At 51.3% G+C, this 14078-nt stretch carries 17 protein-coding genes and 1 pseudogene; 8 read left to right on the top strand and 10 right to left on the bottom strand.

Annotation, left to right across the window (positions count from 1 at the left end; translation table 11 throughout):
• Positions 1–482 (bottom strand): annotated as a pseudogene (locus PsAD13_RS11030) (indolepyruvate ferredoxin oxidoreductase family protein); the annotation flags it as partial.
• A gap of 338 nt (positions 483–820) precedes the next feature.
• Positions 821–1246, bottom strand: coding sequence for a DUF4437 domain-containing protein (locus PsAD13_RS11025; protein WP_063306787.1), 426 nt, complete (start codon positions 1244–1246; stop codon positions 821–823).
• 128 nt (positions 1247–1374) lie between these two features.
• On the opposite strand from PsAD13_RS11025, the gene PsAD13_RS11020 reads away from it, so the two are divergent.
• Positions 1375–2232 carry a LysR family transcriptional regulator gene (locus PsAD13_RS11020; protein WP_208986534.1) on the top strand — a complete coding sequence of 286 codons (858 nt, stop codon included), beginning with the start codon at positions 1375–1377 and terminating at the stop codon, positions 2230–2232.
• A gap of 1 nt (position 2233) precedes the next feature.
• On the opposite strand, the gene PsAD13_RS11015 is transcribed toward PsAD13_RS11020, so the two are convergent.
• Positions 2234–3601, bottom strand: a complete 1368-nt coding sequence (locus tag PsAD13_RS11015) for a hypothetical protein (protein ID WP_063318166.1) — start codon at positions 3599–3601, stop codon at positions 2234–2236.
• Between the two features lie 283 nt (positions 3602–3884).
• Entirely contained in the window at positions 3885–4475 is a 591-nt protein-coding gene (locus PsAD13_RS11010; protein WP_057462301.1) for a TetR/AcrR family transcriptional regulator, read from the bottom strand.
• Positions 4476–4562: 87 nt separating this feature from the next.
• On the opposite strand from PsAD13_RS11010, the gene PsAD13_RS11005 reads away from it, so the two are divergent.
• The 6 genes from PsAD13_RS11005 (at position 4563) to PsAD13_RS10980 (ending at position 8741) form a co-directional block, all read left to right on the top strand.
• Positions 4563–5096 (top strand): redoxin domain-containing protein, encoded by a 534-nt coding sequence (locus PsAD13_RS11005; RefSeq protein WP_063318165.1) that lies wholly within the window; start codon positions 4563–4565, stop codon positions 5094–5096.
• Between the two features lie 154 nt (positions 5097–5250).
• Positions 5251–5652: a nuclear transport factor 2 family protein gene (locus PsAD13_RS11000; protein WP_057462299.1), complete on the top strand. Its 402-nt coding sequence runs from the start codon at positions 5251–5253 to the stop codon at positions 5650–5652.
• Positions 5653–5809: 157 nt separating this feature from the next.
• Positions 5810–6580, top strand: a complete 771-nt coding sequence (locus PsAD13_RS10995) for an SDR family oxidoreductase (protein WP_063318164.1) — start codon at positions 5810–5812, stop codon at positions 6578–6580.
• Between the two features lie 74 nt (positions 6581–6654).
• Positions 6655–7230, top strand: coding sequence for a hypothetical protein (locus tag PsAD13_RS10990; RefSeq protein WP_063318163.1), 576 nt, complete (start codon positions 6655–6657; stop codon positions 7228–7230).
• Between the two features lie 40 nt (positions 7231–7270).
• The gene (locus PsAD13_RS10985) at positions 7271–8185 is read left to right on the top strand and encodes an MBL fold metallo-hydrolase (RefSeq protein WP_208986533.1); all 915 of its coding nucleotides are present in this window, start codon (positions 7271–7273) and stop codon (positions 8183–8185) included.
• A gap of 169 nt (positions 8186–8354) precedes the next feature.
• On the top strand, positions 8355–8741 hold the full coding sequence (locus tag PsAD13_RS10980) for a VOC family protein (RefSeq protein WP_063318191.1): 387 nt from the start codon (positions 8355–8357) through the stop codon (positions 8739–8741).
• Positions 8742–8803: 62 nt separating this feature from the next.
• Here PsAD13_RS10980 and PsAD13_RS10975 read toward each other — a convergent pair whose 3' ends face one another.
• The 3 genes from PsAD13_RS10975 to PsAD13_RS10965 form a co-directional block, all read right to left on the bottom strand.
• Entirely contained in the window at positions 8804–9031 is a 228-nt protein-coding gene (locus PsAD13_RS10975; RefSeq protein WP_057462294.1) for a hexameric tyrosine-coordinated heme protein, read from the bottom strand.
• Positions 9032–9181: 150 nt separating this feature from the next.
• Positions 9182–9652, bottom strand: coding sequence for a DUF411 domain-containing protein (locus PsAD13_RS10970; protein WP_057462293.1), 471 nt, complete (start codon positions 9650–9652; stop codon positions 9182–9184).
• Between the two features lie 53 nt (positions 9653–9705).
• Positions 9706–10059, bottom strand: a complete 354-nt coding sequence (locus PsAD13_RS10965; RefSeq protein WP_063318161.1) for a hypothetical protein — start codon at positions 10057–10059, stop codon at positions 9706–9708.
• A 237-nt stretch (positions 10060–10296) separates the two neighbouring features.
• On the opposite strand from PsAD13_RS10965, the gene PsAD13_RS10960 reads away from it, so the two are divergent.
• The gene (locus PsAD13_RS10960; protein WP_063318160.1) at positions 10297–10617 is read left to right on the top strand and encodes a DUF1330 domain-containing protein; all 321 of its coding nucleotides are present in this window, start codon (positions 10297–10299) and stop codon (positions 10615–10617) included.
• 265 nt (positions 10618–10882) lie between these two features.
• Here PsAD13_RS10960 and PsAD13_RS10955 read toward each other — a convergent pair whose 3' ends face one another.
• From PsAD13_RS10955 to PsAD13_RS10945, 3 genes are all read right to left on the bottom strand, one after another.
• Positions 10883–11332 carry a sulfotransferase family 2 domain-containing protein gene (locus PsAD13_RS10955; RefSeq protein ID WP_063318159.1) on the bottom strand — a complete coding sequence of 150 codons (450 nt, stop codon included), beginning with the start codon at positions 11330–11332 and terminating at the stop codon, positions 10883–10885.
• A gap of 207 nt (positions 11333–11539) precedes the next feature.
• Complete coding sequence (locus tag PsAD13_RS10950) at positions 11540–12274, bottom strand: CatB-related O-acetyltransferase (RefSeq protein ID WP_063318158.1); 735 nt, start codon at positions 12272–12274, stop codon at positions 11540–11542.
• A gap of 12 nt (positions 12275–12286) precedes the next feature.
• The gene (locus PsAD13_RS10945) at positions 12287–14059 is read right to left on the bottom strand and encodes a hypothetical protein (RefSeq protein ID WP_153040876.1); all 1773 of its coding nucleotides are present in this window, start codon (positions 14057–14059) and stop codon (positions 12287–12289) included.
• Positions 14060–14078: the final 19 nt, after the last annotated feature.

Raw genomic sequence — 14078 nt, 5'->3', positions numbered from 1 at the left:
GAAAAAAAAAACAACAACGCCACAACACCGCCCTTGGGGTGCGTGCCCGCAAAGTTAGCATGGCGGAAAGCATCGCCAGAGCGGTCCACCCCCGGCGTTTTGCCGTACCAGAAGCCAACCACGCCATCCTTGTTGCGCATCTTCATGTTGCCCACGTGCTGTGAGCCCCAGATCGCCGTTGCCGCCAGATCCTCATTCACACCCGGCTGAAACACAATGCTGTGCTTATCCAGATGCAACTGCGCCCGCCACAGCTCCATATCGTAACGCCCAAGCGGAGAGCCGCGGTAACCGGAGATAAAAGCACCCGTATTCAGCCCCGCCAGCTCATCACGCATGCGCTGCTGCAACGGAAGGCGCACCAGTGCCTGATTGCCTGTGAGAAAAACAACGCCGCTGGTTTGGGTGTACTTGTCATCCAGCGACGAGGCGTTGTGGCTCTTGGACGGGGTCGGCACACTGCTTTTTTCTTCAGAAACCATCAGGTAACTCTCACAAATGTCTGGCGTTGCCGGAGTACGGCAGGAAATTATCTGCGATGAAAAGACCCAAGATTTTTTGGAGATTTGATTATGAGGTGCGGCCTACTCGCAATATTACGTAGATCCATACTGCATGAAATATCAGCGGATGTACAATAATCCCTTTGAATACAACAGATAACCAAACTGAACGCCCTGAAGCCTCTGATTTCCTTGAGACTTCGGCAATCCGCTACGGCAGTTTCGACGAGGCTCAGCACACCGGCCAACACACAAAAATGGAGCCCGAAAGGCCCCATTTCTGATCGAAAACTCAAGCATTTACAGCATAGTTCGCCTTACTGCGGCAGCAGGACGTCGCCTTTGCCGTTTTGGACGACCAGCAGGATGCAGTCTTTTGGGCCGACGCAGGCGTCATCGTGGAACTCCTGCCCCGGCTGCATCACGTGTGAGCCCACCGGCAGCACTTCTTTTTTGCCAGCGCGGGTGTGTTCCCACTGTCCCTGCACGGTGATGGCGTTGTAGTCGTTGGAGTGGCCATGCTCCCCTACGTGGAAGCCGCCTGGCATCTTCAGGTACATGCCGTAAGGGCCGGTATCACGGTCGCCCCACAACACAGAAATGTGGATCGGCGTGTTGCCAAACTGGGTCCACTCAATGTCTTTCAGCTGGGTCATGTGGTCATCATCTCCACCAGCAAACGCGGCGGTGGACATGGCAATCAAGGCTGCGGTGCTAATGGCTTTCAGGGCTGTCTTAAACATGGCTAATCCTTGTAACTCTCTGTTTTCATGAGCGCAAAGAGATGTGCTCTCGGTGTGAGGCTGAGACTAGCGATTGCCCTGATCCTGTGAAATATGCATAGTTGCAGCGAACAAGGGCGGACATGCATATGAAACTGAGCGCAGACGATCTTCTGGTGATTATGCACCTGACCCGCGAGCGAACGCTGGAGAACGCCGCCCTCGCGCTTGGCAAGGACAGCTCCTCTGTTTTTCGCGGGATCAAGCGCATAGAAGCCAAGGTGGGCGAGCCGCTGTTCACCCGCTCCCGCGCCGGTTTCAAACCCCTGCCTATGGGTTTGGCACTATGTGAGCAGGCCGAGCAGATCCATGCTGGACTTTCCGCCGCTGATGCCCTGCTGGGTGGTGAGGATGTCGGGCTAACTGGTCCACTGCGGGTAACAACCACCGACCTGCTGCTGCAAAGCGTGATTCACCCCCGCCTTGCAGCGTTTCGCGAAGCCCACCCGAACCTGCAGCTGGAGTTCAATGTCACCAACAGCTTCGAGAACCTGAGCGAGCGGCGCTATGATGTGGCCCTGCGCCCCACCAGCCAGCCGCCGGATGATATGATCGGCCTCAGGCTGGGCACCATCGATTATAAGCTTGTTGGTGCACCGGAATATCTGGATGGGTTGGGTGAGCTTGATTTTCAGGAGCTCACATGGCTGATCCCCGGTGACAGCCTGCAAGCGCACCCGGCGAATGACTGGTTTCGCGACAAAGTCCCCTCACCAGCCAGCCTCATCCGCTATGACAGCATGAGCCTGCTGGCGGATGGTATCCGCAGTGGTCTGGGCGTCGGCATCTTGCCCGACATACCCACGCTTCTTGATGGCCTGCGTGATGTAGGAGAGCAACCTGCCATCTACCAGACCGATCTGTGGCTGCTCTACCACCCCTCAAATCGCGGCAACCTCAAGATCACCGCGTTTGATGGATTTGTGAGAGGGGCATTGGGGGCTTAGGTCAAAGGACGTCTGCCATCAGATTTCTCCGCACACCCCACTTGCGAGTTTCCAGAGCTTTACGGCTGTTTTCAGAAAGATCACCCGCCAGCACAAACCGCACGTTTCTGGTTTTAACATCCTTGGCCGCAAGGCTTCTGGTCACGTTCCAGACGGTCTTTGCGTTGTAGGAGGTCCAGCTCAGATAGTCGTAGGGCAGAACGATGTTCGCCGTGCTGTCAGCCTGGTAAGCCACCACCACATCGTGATGCACTTCCACCTTCTCAATCTTGCTGTCATCATGCAAACGCCCCAGCATCTCCACCAACATCAGCGCAGAAAACGCCTGCGGGCGAGACTGCGCGCCGGACGCATGCATCATGAGAACTTCAATGCCCTCAAGGTCTTTCGCCTCAATCACAAGGCCCGTGAAAATGGTCTTCTCCGTTGGCGTAAAGTGAGCGTTCAGCAGAACGCCCTCAGTGCTTTCCTTGGAGATGCCAGCTTCCGCCAGGCGCTCGCGGTTGATATCGGCCATCTCGTCGGGTGTCTTCAGCAGCGTTTTTCTGGTCAGACTGTCCGCCGTCTTAAGACTGCTGATAATGATGCTGCCCACGCCGGGCACAAAGCTCAGCCCCTGATCCACGCCAAACTGTCCCGCGGCATGATAGTTCGCCAGCTCCGTCAGCTCATCGCGCAACGGGGTGAAGTGAGTGTACGGATCCACCTTCATCTCAAAGGCCAGCTTGCGTATCGCCTCCGGACGGCCAAAGAAGCCGCTGATGAACCCGTCTTCTTCACGCTCTGCTGTTTCCGGCGGCATGTTCCCGCGCGTTTTCACAAAGGTCGCCGCTTTGCCCACGCCTTTGCGCACGGATTTCACCATGCCCTTGGCATTGCCATACACGTTTTTGGCTGCGGTGACTGGGGCGGTCACCGTCGTGTAGACCGACTTGATTGGCGTGATGACGGCTGTTCCCGCGCTTCTGGCAAAGGCGACTGCCTTGTTTTTTTCGCGCAGTGCTGCCAGTGCGTTCAGCTCATGGACATGGTCTTCCATAAACTGCTTGCCCTGCACGGTGTAGGCACCATCTTCCGTTTTGATTGCGAAGGTCAGATACCGCCCATTGCTCGGCGCCGCCTCGCTGATTGTGTAGTTTTCGCTCCGAAGCGGCACAGACAAAACATCTGCCGCAGCAAAGTACTTCGGCGGCTCTTCGAGCTTTTTAAACGAAGCCGGACGCTTCGCTGATTGCTCCGGCATCACATCCTTGGCAGCAACTTCATTGTGCGAAGGACTATCAAACAACCCGTGCTTATCCTGATGACTTGCACAGGCCGAAACAGACAAAAAAATAACAAGCGTAAATGGCTTTTTGGCAGATAACATAAGATCTCGTTGGCCCGGAGAGGAAGGTATATTAGCGGTAAAATCTCATAAGCTAGGTAACGGCACAGTTATGCGGTAACGTGTTGTGATATTTATATTTTTTACAATTCACAGTATAGCTCTTGAAAAGAGACTCGGCAGCACTTCAAAAACCATACCCTCAGTTTCCAAAGCTTTCATGACAACGCCCAGCAAACTAAACTTTATCTGTTAAAGCTCAGAATTTCGAACCAGCAAGTAAAGAAACGCTCAGCAGCACTCTAGCCGCTACGCTCAGTCTTTTTCACACCGCCAATATCATCTTCGCGCGGAAGGCGAGGCCGGCTTCTGTGGTGTCCTGGTCGAGTTCGGCGCGGGCGCGGAGGACCTGGCCTTGGCGCAGGTCGAACATCAGGCGGGCACGTTCTAATGAGGGAAAGTCAGCGGGCAGGTTGCCCAGCTCTTTTTCCTTGTCAAAGCGGGAGGCGAGACGCTCATCAGCTCCGGTTATCGCCCCTTGAAGTCGCTCGGTGGTGCCTTCCACCTGACCCACTGTTGTTGAAACACAGTTACCCAGAAAACAGCCCTTGCTGCCGCTTTCGTGGTTGCTGGCGTAATCAATGGTTGAGCGCATGAAGGCGACCACTGCCTTTTTAATATCCGGCTCGGTTTCAAACGCGACCAGCGGTGCGCATCCGTCATCATTGGAATAGCGGTCGATCGCTTCCAGATAGAGCTGATGCTTATCTCCAAACACCGAATACAGGCTTGGGCTGTTGATGCCCATGGCTGTCGTCAGGTCCTTCATGGAGGCTCCGTCGTAGCCTTTTTTCCAGAACACATTGATGGCAGCTTGCAGGGCTTCGTCTCGGTTAAAGTTTCTTGGGCGTCCCATTTATTTTGTACCATTCATTACAAAACGATTGACTCTTGTTTGAATTCGAGTTTAGTAACGTTCATTACAAAACTCAAGGAGGCTTTTGTGAAACATACAGCATTAGCAGCGGGACAGCCGTTTCCGCAGCTTACAGTGAAGGCTGTTGGTGGCGGCGAACTCTCGCTCGGCACACCTGATGCTGGCTTCGACTGGCAGCTGACTGTGGTGTATCGCGGGGCTCATTGCCCACTTTGCACCCGTTACCTGAAGCAGCTCAACGAAAAGCTGAGCGACTTGCATCGCCTTGGCATTGAGGCGCTGGCGGTTTCAGCAGACAACCTTGAAAGAGCACAGCGCCAACTGGCAGATGTGCAGCCGGAGTTTCCGGTCGGATACGGTCTGAGCCTTGAGCAGATGCAGGAACTGGGCGTTTACATCTCCAAGCCTCGCTCACCTTTGGAAGCTGAAGCCCCCTTTGCGGAGCCTGCCCTTTTTGTGGTGAACGACAAGCAGGAGTTGCAGTTGGTAGACATCTCCAACGCCCCGTTTACACGGCCAGATCTTGGATCGTTGCTTGGTGGATTGGGGTTTATCCGCAACCCGGATAACAACTATCCAGTGCGTGGCACGTTTAAGTAAATCCGAGGTTTTTTGAGCAGTTTTCTGTAACTGCGCACCTCGTAAAACCCAAATAACACATCGCCCCATAGGACGACCAAACTCAGCCACGACATGAGCTGAGACCGCTCGACAACACCCTAATACTCGCGAAAAGACGAAGAAAGACAATAGAATGACAAAGGCAACGCACACTGCAGAAGCCATCCGCGCAGCAATGGATCACCTGATCGACCGCGCCACCAACTATGACATTGACGCCTTGCAAACCATCTATCACGATGACTTCCACACCACGCTTGTTGCGCCAGACAGCAGCGTGACCACCTTCAACAAGCAAGAGTTTATCGAGCACTTCCGCAAACAGGCTGAAGCAGGCAAGCACCAGCTGAACACCTGGGCGGAATGGCACGATTTCCATATTCTCGGTGACACCGGCGTTTCTGTGCTGACTCGCAAACACAGCGGCATGAACGACGAAGAAATGAAGCTGCTCTGCAACATTGAATGGCGCTTTGAAGATGGTCGCTGGCAAGTGCTGCGCGAAGCAATCTTTATGCAGCCGCTGGACAGCTGATAGCAAGACTTCCCTTCCAATGAGCGACTTAGGGGTCACCCCCTAAGTCAACACCGTGGCGGAGCCGAGGTTCCTCCGCACTCTGGTCGCGCCGGAGCCTGAAATCATGCGCTCATGGCGGTTTCACCTTCTTTTTGAACCTCACTGGAGAATTCTTATGAGCAATCGTCTGGCAAACAAAGTTGCCTTCATCACCGGAGGCAACAGCGGAATAGGGCTTGCCACCGCGAAGGCCTTTGTGGCTGAAGGTGCAAACGTCGTCATTTTGGCCCGATCACAGGCAAAAGTGGATCAGGCAGTCGCCAAAATTGGTAAAAACGCAATGGGTGTTGTTGGTGATGTAGCCGATTTGCCTTCTCTACGCAGAGCCTTTGAGCAAGTCAAAGAAGTCTATGGCCGAATTGATGTTGTCTTTGCCAATGCGGGTGTTGCACCCGCAACCCCGCTGATTGAAACCGGCGCGGAACAGCTGGACCGTGTGTTTGACGTCAACTTCAAAGGTGCTTTCTTCACCGTACAGTACGCGCTGCCGCTTTTGGCACCTGAGGCCTCCGTGGTGCTCGTAGGCTCCTGCATCAGCGAAATGGGCACAGCGGGTTACTCAGCCTATGCCGCCTCCAAGGCTGCGGTGCGCTCCCTCGCTCGCACGCTGACGCCAGACCTTTTTGAAATTGGCGCACGCATCAACGTTCTCAGCCCCGGCCCCATTGATACGCCTGCCCTTTCCAACGGAGGGCTTACTGACGAGCAGGTGAAGGCCACAAACGAAGCCTTTGGCAATCTTCTGGCCGCAGGCCGCGTTGGCCAGCCAGAGGAGATGGCAGCCGTCGCCGTATTCCTCGCCTCCTCAGAATCCTCCTTCATGCGCGGCGCAGATGTGCAGGCGGATGGAGGCATGAACCAGATCAGGCTGCCTCGCGCGTCCTGATAGCGGCTTAGACATGCTCGCCCATCACGCAAGCGGGGTGGGCTTCTCATTCAACATTCTCAAGGTTTTACATCATGCCATCAGTCAATCCCGGCACTGTCATACTCAACGGCGAAAATCCTTTCATCTGGCTGAGCGAGACCAAAGACGGCCCACGCACATCCGAGGCAAGTCTCTGGACCATCACATATTCCCCCAAAGGGGCTGGCCACGCTCTGTTCATCAAGAGTGAACTGACCAACGATGAATGGCGCATCTACACCGACAATGTGGAGATGACCCGCTGGCTGCAATCCACTGTGCAGGGCATGCTGGGGCCAGACACAAAAGACCAGAGCATCCCAACCATCAACGCCGAGTTTGACCGAAGCGGTGACACCCAAAAAGCATGGAGCCAGACCATCCGCAGCGCAGAAGATGAGATCGTGATGTCATGGTTCGATATGCACCAGCCTCTGCTCGTCAGCGACGAGACTGTCAGCGATCTGCCGCTCCGCCCTTATGGCGTGAGCGCGGTGATGATCCCGGCGGAAAAGGCAGTGCTCACGGTCAATGGACAACAGGCCCGCGGCCAAATCTGGCCAATGGATCTGGATGGTCACCCCTTCACCACCGGCGCTCTGGCCTTTTCAGAAAGCTGGCGTGCGTAACCGCCACTCATCTCACCCTACAAGACAACAGGAGATCAAAATGACACCGTACACAATGACCCGCCGGCGCGTGATGCTGACATTGGCTGCCACGGCTGCCAGCACCATGCTGCCACCCATCAGTTTTGCAGGTGAGCTGGCCACCATGAAGCTTGGCGGGCTGGAACTTTCCACCTTCTCAGATGGTTATTTCAACCTGCCCAACAACTGGTTTGGCAATGCGAATGCGGAAATTCTTGCAACAGCGGGTGACCCTGTTGTTGTTGGCGCCAATGTCTGGCTGATCCGTGCGGGAAAACGGCTGGTGCTGGTTGATACGGGGTCAGGTGTCGTTTTTGCTGAGACAGACCCAAATGTTGGCAAGTTGGATGCCTTGCTCGCCGCACAGGGCATCAAACAGGATGAAATCACAGATATCGTCATCACCCACATGCACGCTGATCATATTGGTGGATTGCTGGGTCCGAATGCCGGTGGTTTCAGCAATGCAAAAATCCATATGGCAGAGGCTGAATGGACCTTCTGGACAGACCCGGCATTGGCAGAGCGCGTTCCAGATGAAATGAAACCCCTCGTCGAAGTCGCCCAAGCGATCGCAGCGCCTCTCAAAGATCGCGTTATGACCTATCAAGGTGAAACAGACCTAGGGGACGGACTGGTGCTTGTGCCACTTCCTGGCCACACACCAGGACACAGCGGGCTGCGCATTGCTGGTGGCGGCAAGGAACTCTGGATCATCGGCGACGCCATCGTCTCGGAGGTTTTGCAGTTCAGGAACCCTGAGATTACATACGGTCTCGACATCGATCCGCAGCAAGCCATCAAAACACGCAGGGAACTGCTCACTCGCCTCGCAGAAAGCGGCACCCCACTGGCAGCCACACACCTGAGCTATCCCGGCATGGGCCATATCACACAGGACGGCGATGGCTTCATCTTCAAACCCCTGAGCTAATCGCTTAGGTCGCGCGCCTCTTTGGCAGCAGTTCAGCCGGTTGCACGCACCTCTTCAAGCAGTGTGCAATCGGCTTTCTTGCTCAGGATTATCAGCTGGCTTAGCATGACCGCCTGTATTTTCAGGCGCATCATGCGCCGACAAGTTGTTTGAACAAGGTGATTTTGAGATGAAACCCACCAGCATTTCTGAGCTGACAGCAGAGTTTGGCGTGATCCTGTTTACAGAGAACTTTGAGCTCTGCGTGCAGTTCTATGAGCACACTCTGGGCCTGCAAGTTATTGAACGCACGCAGGATCTCGTCAGTTTTCGCTTTGGTGGCAGCTATCTTATGGTTGAGCGCGGCGGGCACGGCAGCCCCACGCAAAAACCGCGCAGACAGAACCCGAGTGTCCTGCGGTTCAACACAGACGACATGGACAAAGCCATTGAGCTCCTGAACGCTAACGGACTGGATGTTCAGCCACAGTCATTCGACTGGGGCACAATCGCAGCCTTTACCGATCCGGATGGCAACCTGTGTGAGCTGAAATCCCCGGCCCTCGTGGGAGCGTGACAGAGCATCTCCCCGAAAACCGCAGGGCCATCGGGGATGTGTTTCAGCGCAGAAAGCTGAGCTTATTTCCAGTAGTTATTGGCCGCAGCGACAGTGCTGAAGTGCTCAGCAATGGTTTGTGAAGCTGCGATCAGAGACTCTGAATCATATTCATACATCAAGCGCATGGCAGAGCGGACTTCGGCATCCGGCTGCATGAATTTGATAGCCATACGGGACAGTTTGACTGCAAGCTCATAGCCCTCTTGCGGGTTGGCTGTTTGCAGCGTTGGGAGCCAGTTCTCATCCATAATTCGCATCCTTTTGATTTGGCGATTTTGGAAGAGTCAAACAGGCGAGAGACAAGCGCAATCTCCCCAATTTCCATTGGGATTTGTAGGAGGGATGCCGTCATAGAAACAGGCAGAAGCAACGCTGCTCCTGCCTGTAGTCGCAAAAGATTAATTACCGACCTTCTGGTAAACGGCAGGCTTGCCGCCAGTCACTTTAGGCAGCGCAAAAACGGTGTACTGAGTGTCCTCATCCGGTTCACCCATGCCCAGAGAGCCCATTGGCATGCCCGGAACTGAGAGGCCTTTGATGTCCGGACGCTCCGTCAGCATGCGGTTTACAGCATCCAGCGGCACGTGCCCTTCAATCACATATCCATCCACGATAGCGGTATGGCACGCCTCAAGATTTTCAGGCACACCCACCTGCTGTTTGACGCGGTAAAGATCATCCGTCTTCTTCACAGTCACATTGAAGCCCGCATCTTCAAGCGCATCCCCCCAAGCTGTGCAACACCCGCAACTCGGAGATTTGTAAAGGGTTACGTCCTTTTCACCTTCAGCATGCGCAGGCAGCATTAAAGCGCTTGCACCAAGAACAGCAGAGAACACACCAGCAAACAGATTAGTTTTGGAGATCATGAGTCTATCCAATCCAGTTTATTATTTATTTCAGTCAGTTAGAGTCTTGAGGTCTAAACAACTGAATGGATTGGAGGCCTGTCTATACCGCTGATTTGAGCAGAGTACACCGGTAGCAAAACCGGCACAGACATGCTGGAGCTGCGGTATAAAGGAGAGATTGCATTGGTCTGATCCAGCAGCCCAAGCGTCGCCATACAGGCAGTCATGCCTGTTGCCATGGCTGTCTCTGTTTCACAGCAGCAACAAGATGATTTGTCAGAGATCATATGCTCCATGGCAGCTGCATTCTGCTCAGCCAGAGCGAGTTTTTGTGCTGCACTGTTAGACGCCATCTCGCCCTGCATGCTCATGGCATAGGGCGTGGTGACGAACAGCGTCAATAATATGATCAGCACACGAAACATGGCTGCAACCTAAGGGCACATTACGGCAGTTTCAAGTTAAACTGTTGTAATCTCCTGCGTAGGACAGCGTGACATTTATGCGCACCAGATTTTTCATTTCTCCCGAAAAAGCGCTTGACCTCAACTTAACTTGAGGAAGTACTTGAGTGTCATCTCATCACAAGCGGGCTGAGGCTGTTCCCCCCAATTGGCGTAATTTTGCGCTTTTGCCTCACCTGACTAAACTGGAGTACTGACATGAGTGAACCAAAAGCCGCCTACCTTGTTGCCAGCAGCTTTATGCCAAGAGACCACGGCTCAATAGACGCATACGGCGAAAAAGCCATTCCACTATTTGAAGCTGCAGGCGGGGAATGCATCATCTTTGGCGGACCCGATCAGCCTTTTGAACATCTGGAAGGCGTATGGAACACAAACGCGCAACTGACGCTTTTCCGGTTCCCAAGTATGGAAGCCCTCATGACGCTCTGGAACTCCCCTGAATATCAGGCAATCAAACACCTTCGCACAGACGTAATCCCGCCGAACTTCACGATTGCTGTGGAATCCAGCATCTAAATCACATCCCCCCAAAGGCATTAGGGCGCTCTGTCTCCCCAGGATACGGCAGAGCGCCACTTTATCACTTCCCTACTTTTTCTTTGTTTTCAAAATTGTAACCAAGAAAATCAATACCCTTGCTGTAGAGTTTTCTCACGACAAGCCGGTTTTCTCTGGAATAGTATTCACTATAGTGGCGTTTTGTTTTCTTATTGATGTGCGCTAGAGATGGAAGCTCAATTTGATACCGGCTAAGGACCATAGAACGAAGTAAGTCAACATCCTACTTAAGGCGTTCTTGTCGAAGAATTAAGTCCGGTAAGAGCATCTCACCACTGTGGAACATCTCTTTATGAGATGCGACATGCAGATCATTAATTTTGTTGAACTTGTCGCTTAAAACTTTGAGATACTCCTCGAACTTCATTCCTTGATAGAACCCGTATTGGTGCAATCTTTCGTGGAGAGTTTTGTTCACCTTGTCTTCATAGTGAGAAACCGTTCGAGCCCAAGGATTCCTACCTATCGCCAAGACAAATCTATCTAGCTTAACTTCAGCAATCCGTTCTTTTGAGATCTTCATAGGACCCCACATGTGGTGAGGATTACTCTTATGCGGAAGCTCACTTGGCAACAATGGTCGTAAAAGATCCAAAATCGAGCTATTCGCGCATTTTGGTGTCGCGATGACAGAAATTTTATAAGCAGGGATGTCGTAATAAAGGGGTTGCATTCATGGTTCCTTATGTATGCATAAGTTCAGCTTGATCAATCGCTGATAAGTTCAGCAGCATGCAAAGTTTTTGTCATTTAGTTGCAGGAAAGCCGTATTGACATAGTCATCCGGAAGACCATCAAAACTCGTGCTCTCTTTATACGGTTGTGCCTTCAACAAAGAAATTGGAGCACACGCAAGAAATAACTACGGAATCATCTATTTTCACACCGAATTAAGATGATAACCATTAGCGCTCCGTAAAATTTCATAACGCATTACAGATAGAATTGGCCAATTGTTTCCATCTCGGTGATCTCTATCAAATGTATCAATGAAGCTTCTGATGTTGTTGTATGAATTCTTGATATTTTCTGGCGGAACCAAGTTCCACCATCCAATCCTCAACAATTCAGAAATCAAAGAGTCACTAAAGCATTTTCGAACAACTTTTGCTGGTTGACCTACTGCGATGCAATAAGGGTCGATATCCTCGTTAACGAAACTATTAGCACCAATCACAGCACCATCGCCAATTGTAACACCTTCTCGAATAACAACGTTGCGGCCAATCCAAACATCATTGCCAATGGTTGTTCTCAGGCATCTTCCGTCCCACTCAAGGTTACTCCCTGCATAGGCTGGCCAATTAGGATGCTTATCAAACCAAGGTATTCCGTTGTATTGGAATGGATGTGTGGAAACCCAATCCAATGGATGTTCCGAAGGAGCGATGGCGACATTACGCGCAATAGAGCAGAAACGACCGATATCAGTATTTCTGAACTCCCCATCGGGGCAGAAGTAAGTGAACGCACCGACACTGCAAGAGCCCTGAATACCTGCATTTGTCAGACGGACCGGCGCCTCTGTAGTCAATCTATCTTCAATGCGCGATAGCTTTTGAAGTTCGATACCTTCTTCAACCAGACGCGTTGTATCTGTGATTTTTTCTTCCAAAACGTCTTCACCCTACGATATAATTCCAGCCAACTTGCCAATATTTATATTTACTGGATGACGAGCATTTTCAAAGAACGCGTCAGGATCTTCTCTTAATTCGCTCGCTTGCTTCGGCGCGAGATATCGAGAAAGTACTGGCGTGGCAACTGCAAGTACAAGTTTAGTCCGCAGCGGTTTTACTTTTTGAATCTTCGCAATTTTCTTTTTAGGACGCGGGTTCGCTAATGTCGCACTGCCTGCTCGCCAATAACCCGGGCTAGAAATACTATTTTTAACCAACGGGATACCTTCCGATCCGGAAAACAAATCTTCCACGCTATGTCCTTCAAAAAGGGTAGCATCGCCTCTTGCCGGATCAGAAAGAAATAAATTCAAGATACTTTGCGAAACTTCCTTGTCGTTGCACAATTCAAATGCTTCAGTTCCAAAGTTTTCTAAATAGTCCAACGCATACTCCAAAATCCCCTTATGGATTTGGGATACATAGCTATTGCGTGATGCCGCTTCAGTGGAATCTACGAATACAGGGTCAAACATCCCTTCATCATTTTTTGTAACATTTTTAACTGAAGGCGTTGTGTCACACAGCATGTATTCAAAAAGAAGCCTATTTGACAAAATAGGGCTATCCTTTGTGATATTCGCAAAATTCCGAAGAAAGGCATTGACCTTCAGGTCAGCGAAGCTCCAGAGCTGCGCTCTATCTAGGGTCGCAAAATATAGCCCATTAACAACTCCACCAGAGATTTTCGAAAGCGCACCCTGCATATTTGCATTCCAACCTACATCTACTACTGTAGGATCGCCGTGATGCTCAAAACCGACAGATTTCAAATAGGCCTGATAGTTTTCACGTTCTATCTTAGCGTTTGAAAGTATATCGTCCTGCAACAACTTAAGAAGAGCCATGACATTTGACATGTTTCTTTCGGAAATGCGACTATCTGTACTAGCTAAACCACAAGTGCGTGCCTTTTTAACAGTCTCTGCATCAACAAATAAGCCGAAACGATTTTCCAACAAGCTCCGAATTGTGGCGCTTCGGTCAACAACGGCTTTCGCTACATCATGGATGTCTTCGAATCCAAATAATTGCGGTATGCGTGTCGCTCTCCTCGACGCATAGAGGTAGGTATGCCTAACTCCTGTATTTTGATAGTCTTCCATAATTTCGAACAAGTCCGAAATTATTTTCCCTTCTCTTGCAAGGAAGTAGATGTCATTTTGACCATTTTTAACGCACTCTTCTCTAATCCAATGCGTAAAAGAGAACATCAGCGGTCCGAGTCCGCAATATCCTATGTTGAATGGATCCGAGTTAAAGAGGGTGTCTTTTGAAACATTTTTAGGATCTGCGAATGCCCGTTTTGCAACCATTGAGTACATCGTGCTTCTCGCTAGAGATTCAATCGGCTTCCGACCTCTAAATAACTTTTTATATTGGGTATTTTTCCAAAGGTACGTTTCAGATCTAGGAAGGTGAAATGCTGTTATACCCTTGTCCTGGGCTGGCTTAACATCAGTTTTAGGATTATCTCCAACATGAATAACATCAGAACCGCTAAGATTGTATTCTGCTAGGAGATGAGTAAACAAAGTCCCAGACTTATTAGTTTTCATAAGAGAAGATGACAACAGAAGCTGATCAAAACGAGTGTATCTATGTTTCTCGATAAGCTTCAAGATCGCATGTTCAGGCAAATACATGTCACTTGTAATTACAATCGTCGATCCGGATGCGACAGCGGCATCCCACAATTGCCTACCGATTTTACGAGGCATCGAAATTTCAATTTCGATC

Source organism: Pseudovibrio sp. Ad13 (assembly GCF_001623225.1).
Classification (GTDB): Bacteria; Pseudomonadota; Alphaproteobacteria; order Rhizobiales; family Stappiaceae; genus Pseudovibrio.
Note: the sequence above shows the minus strand (reverse complement) of the source record. Positions and strands in the feature narration are given on the sequence as shown.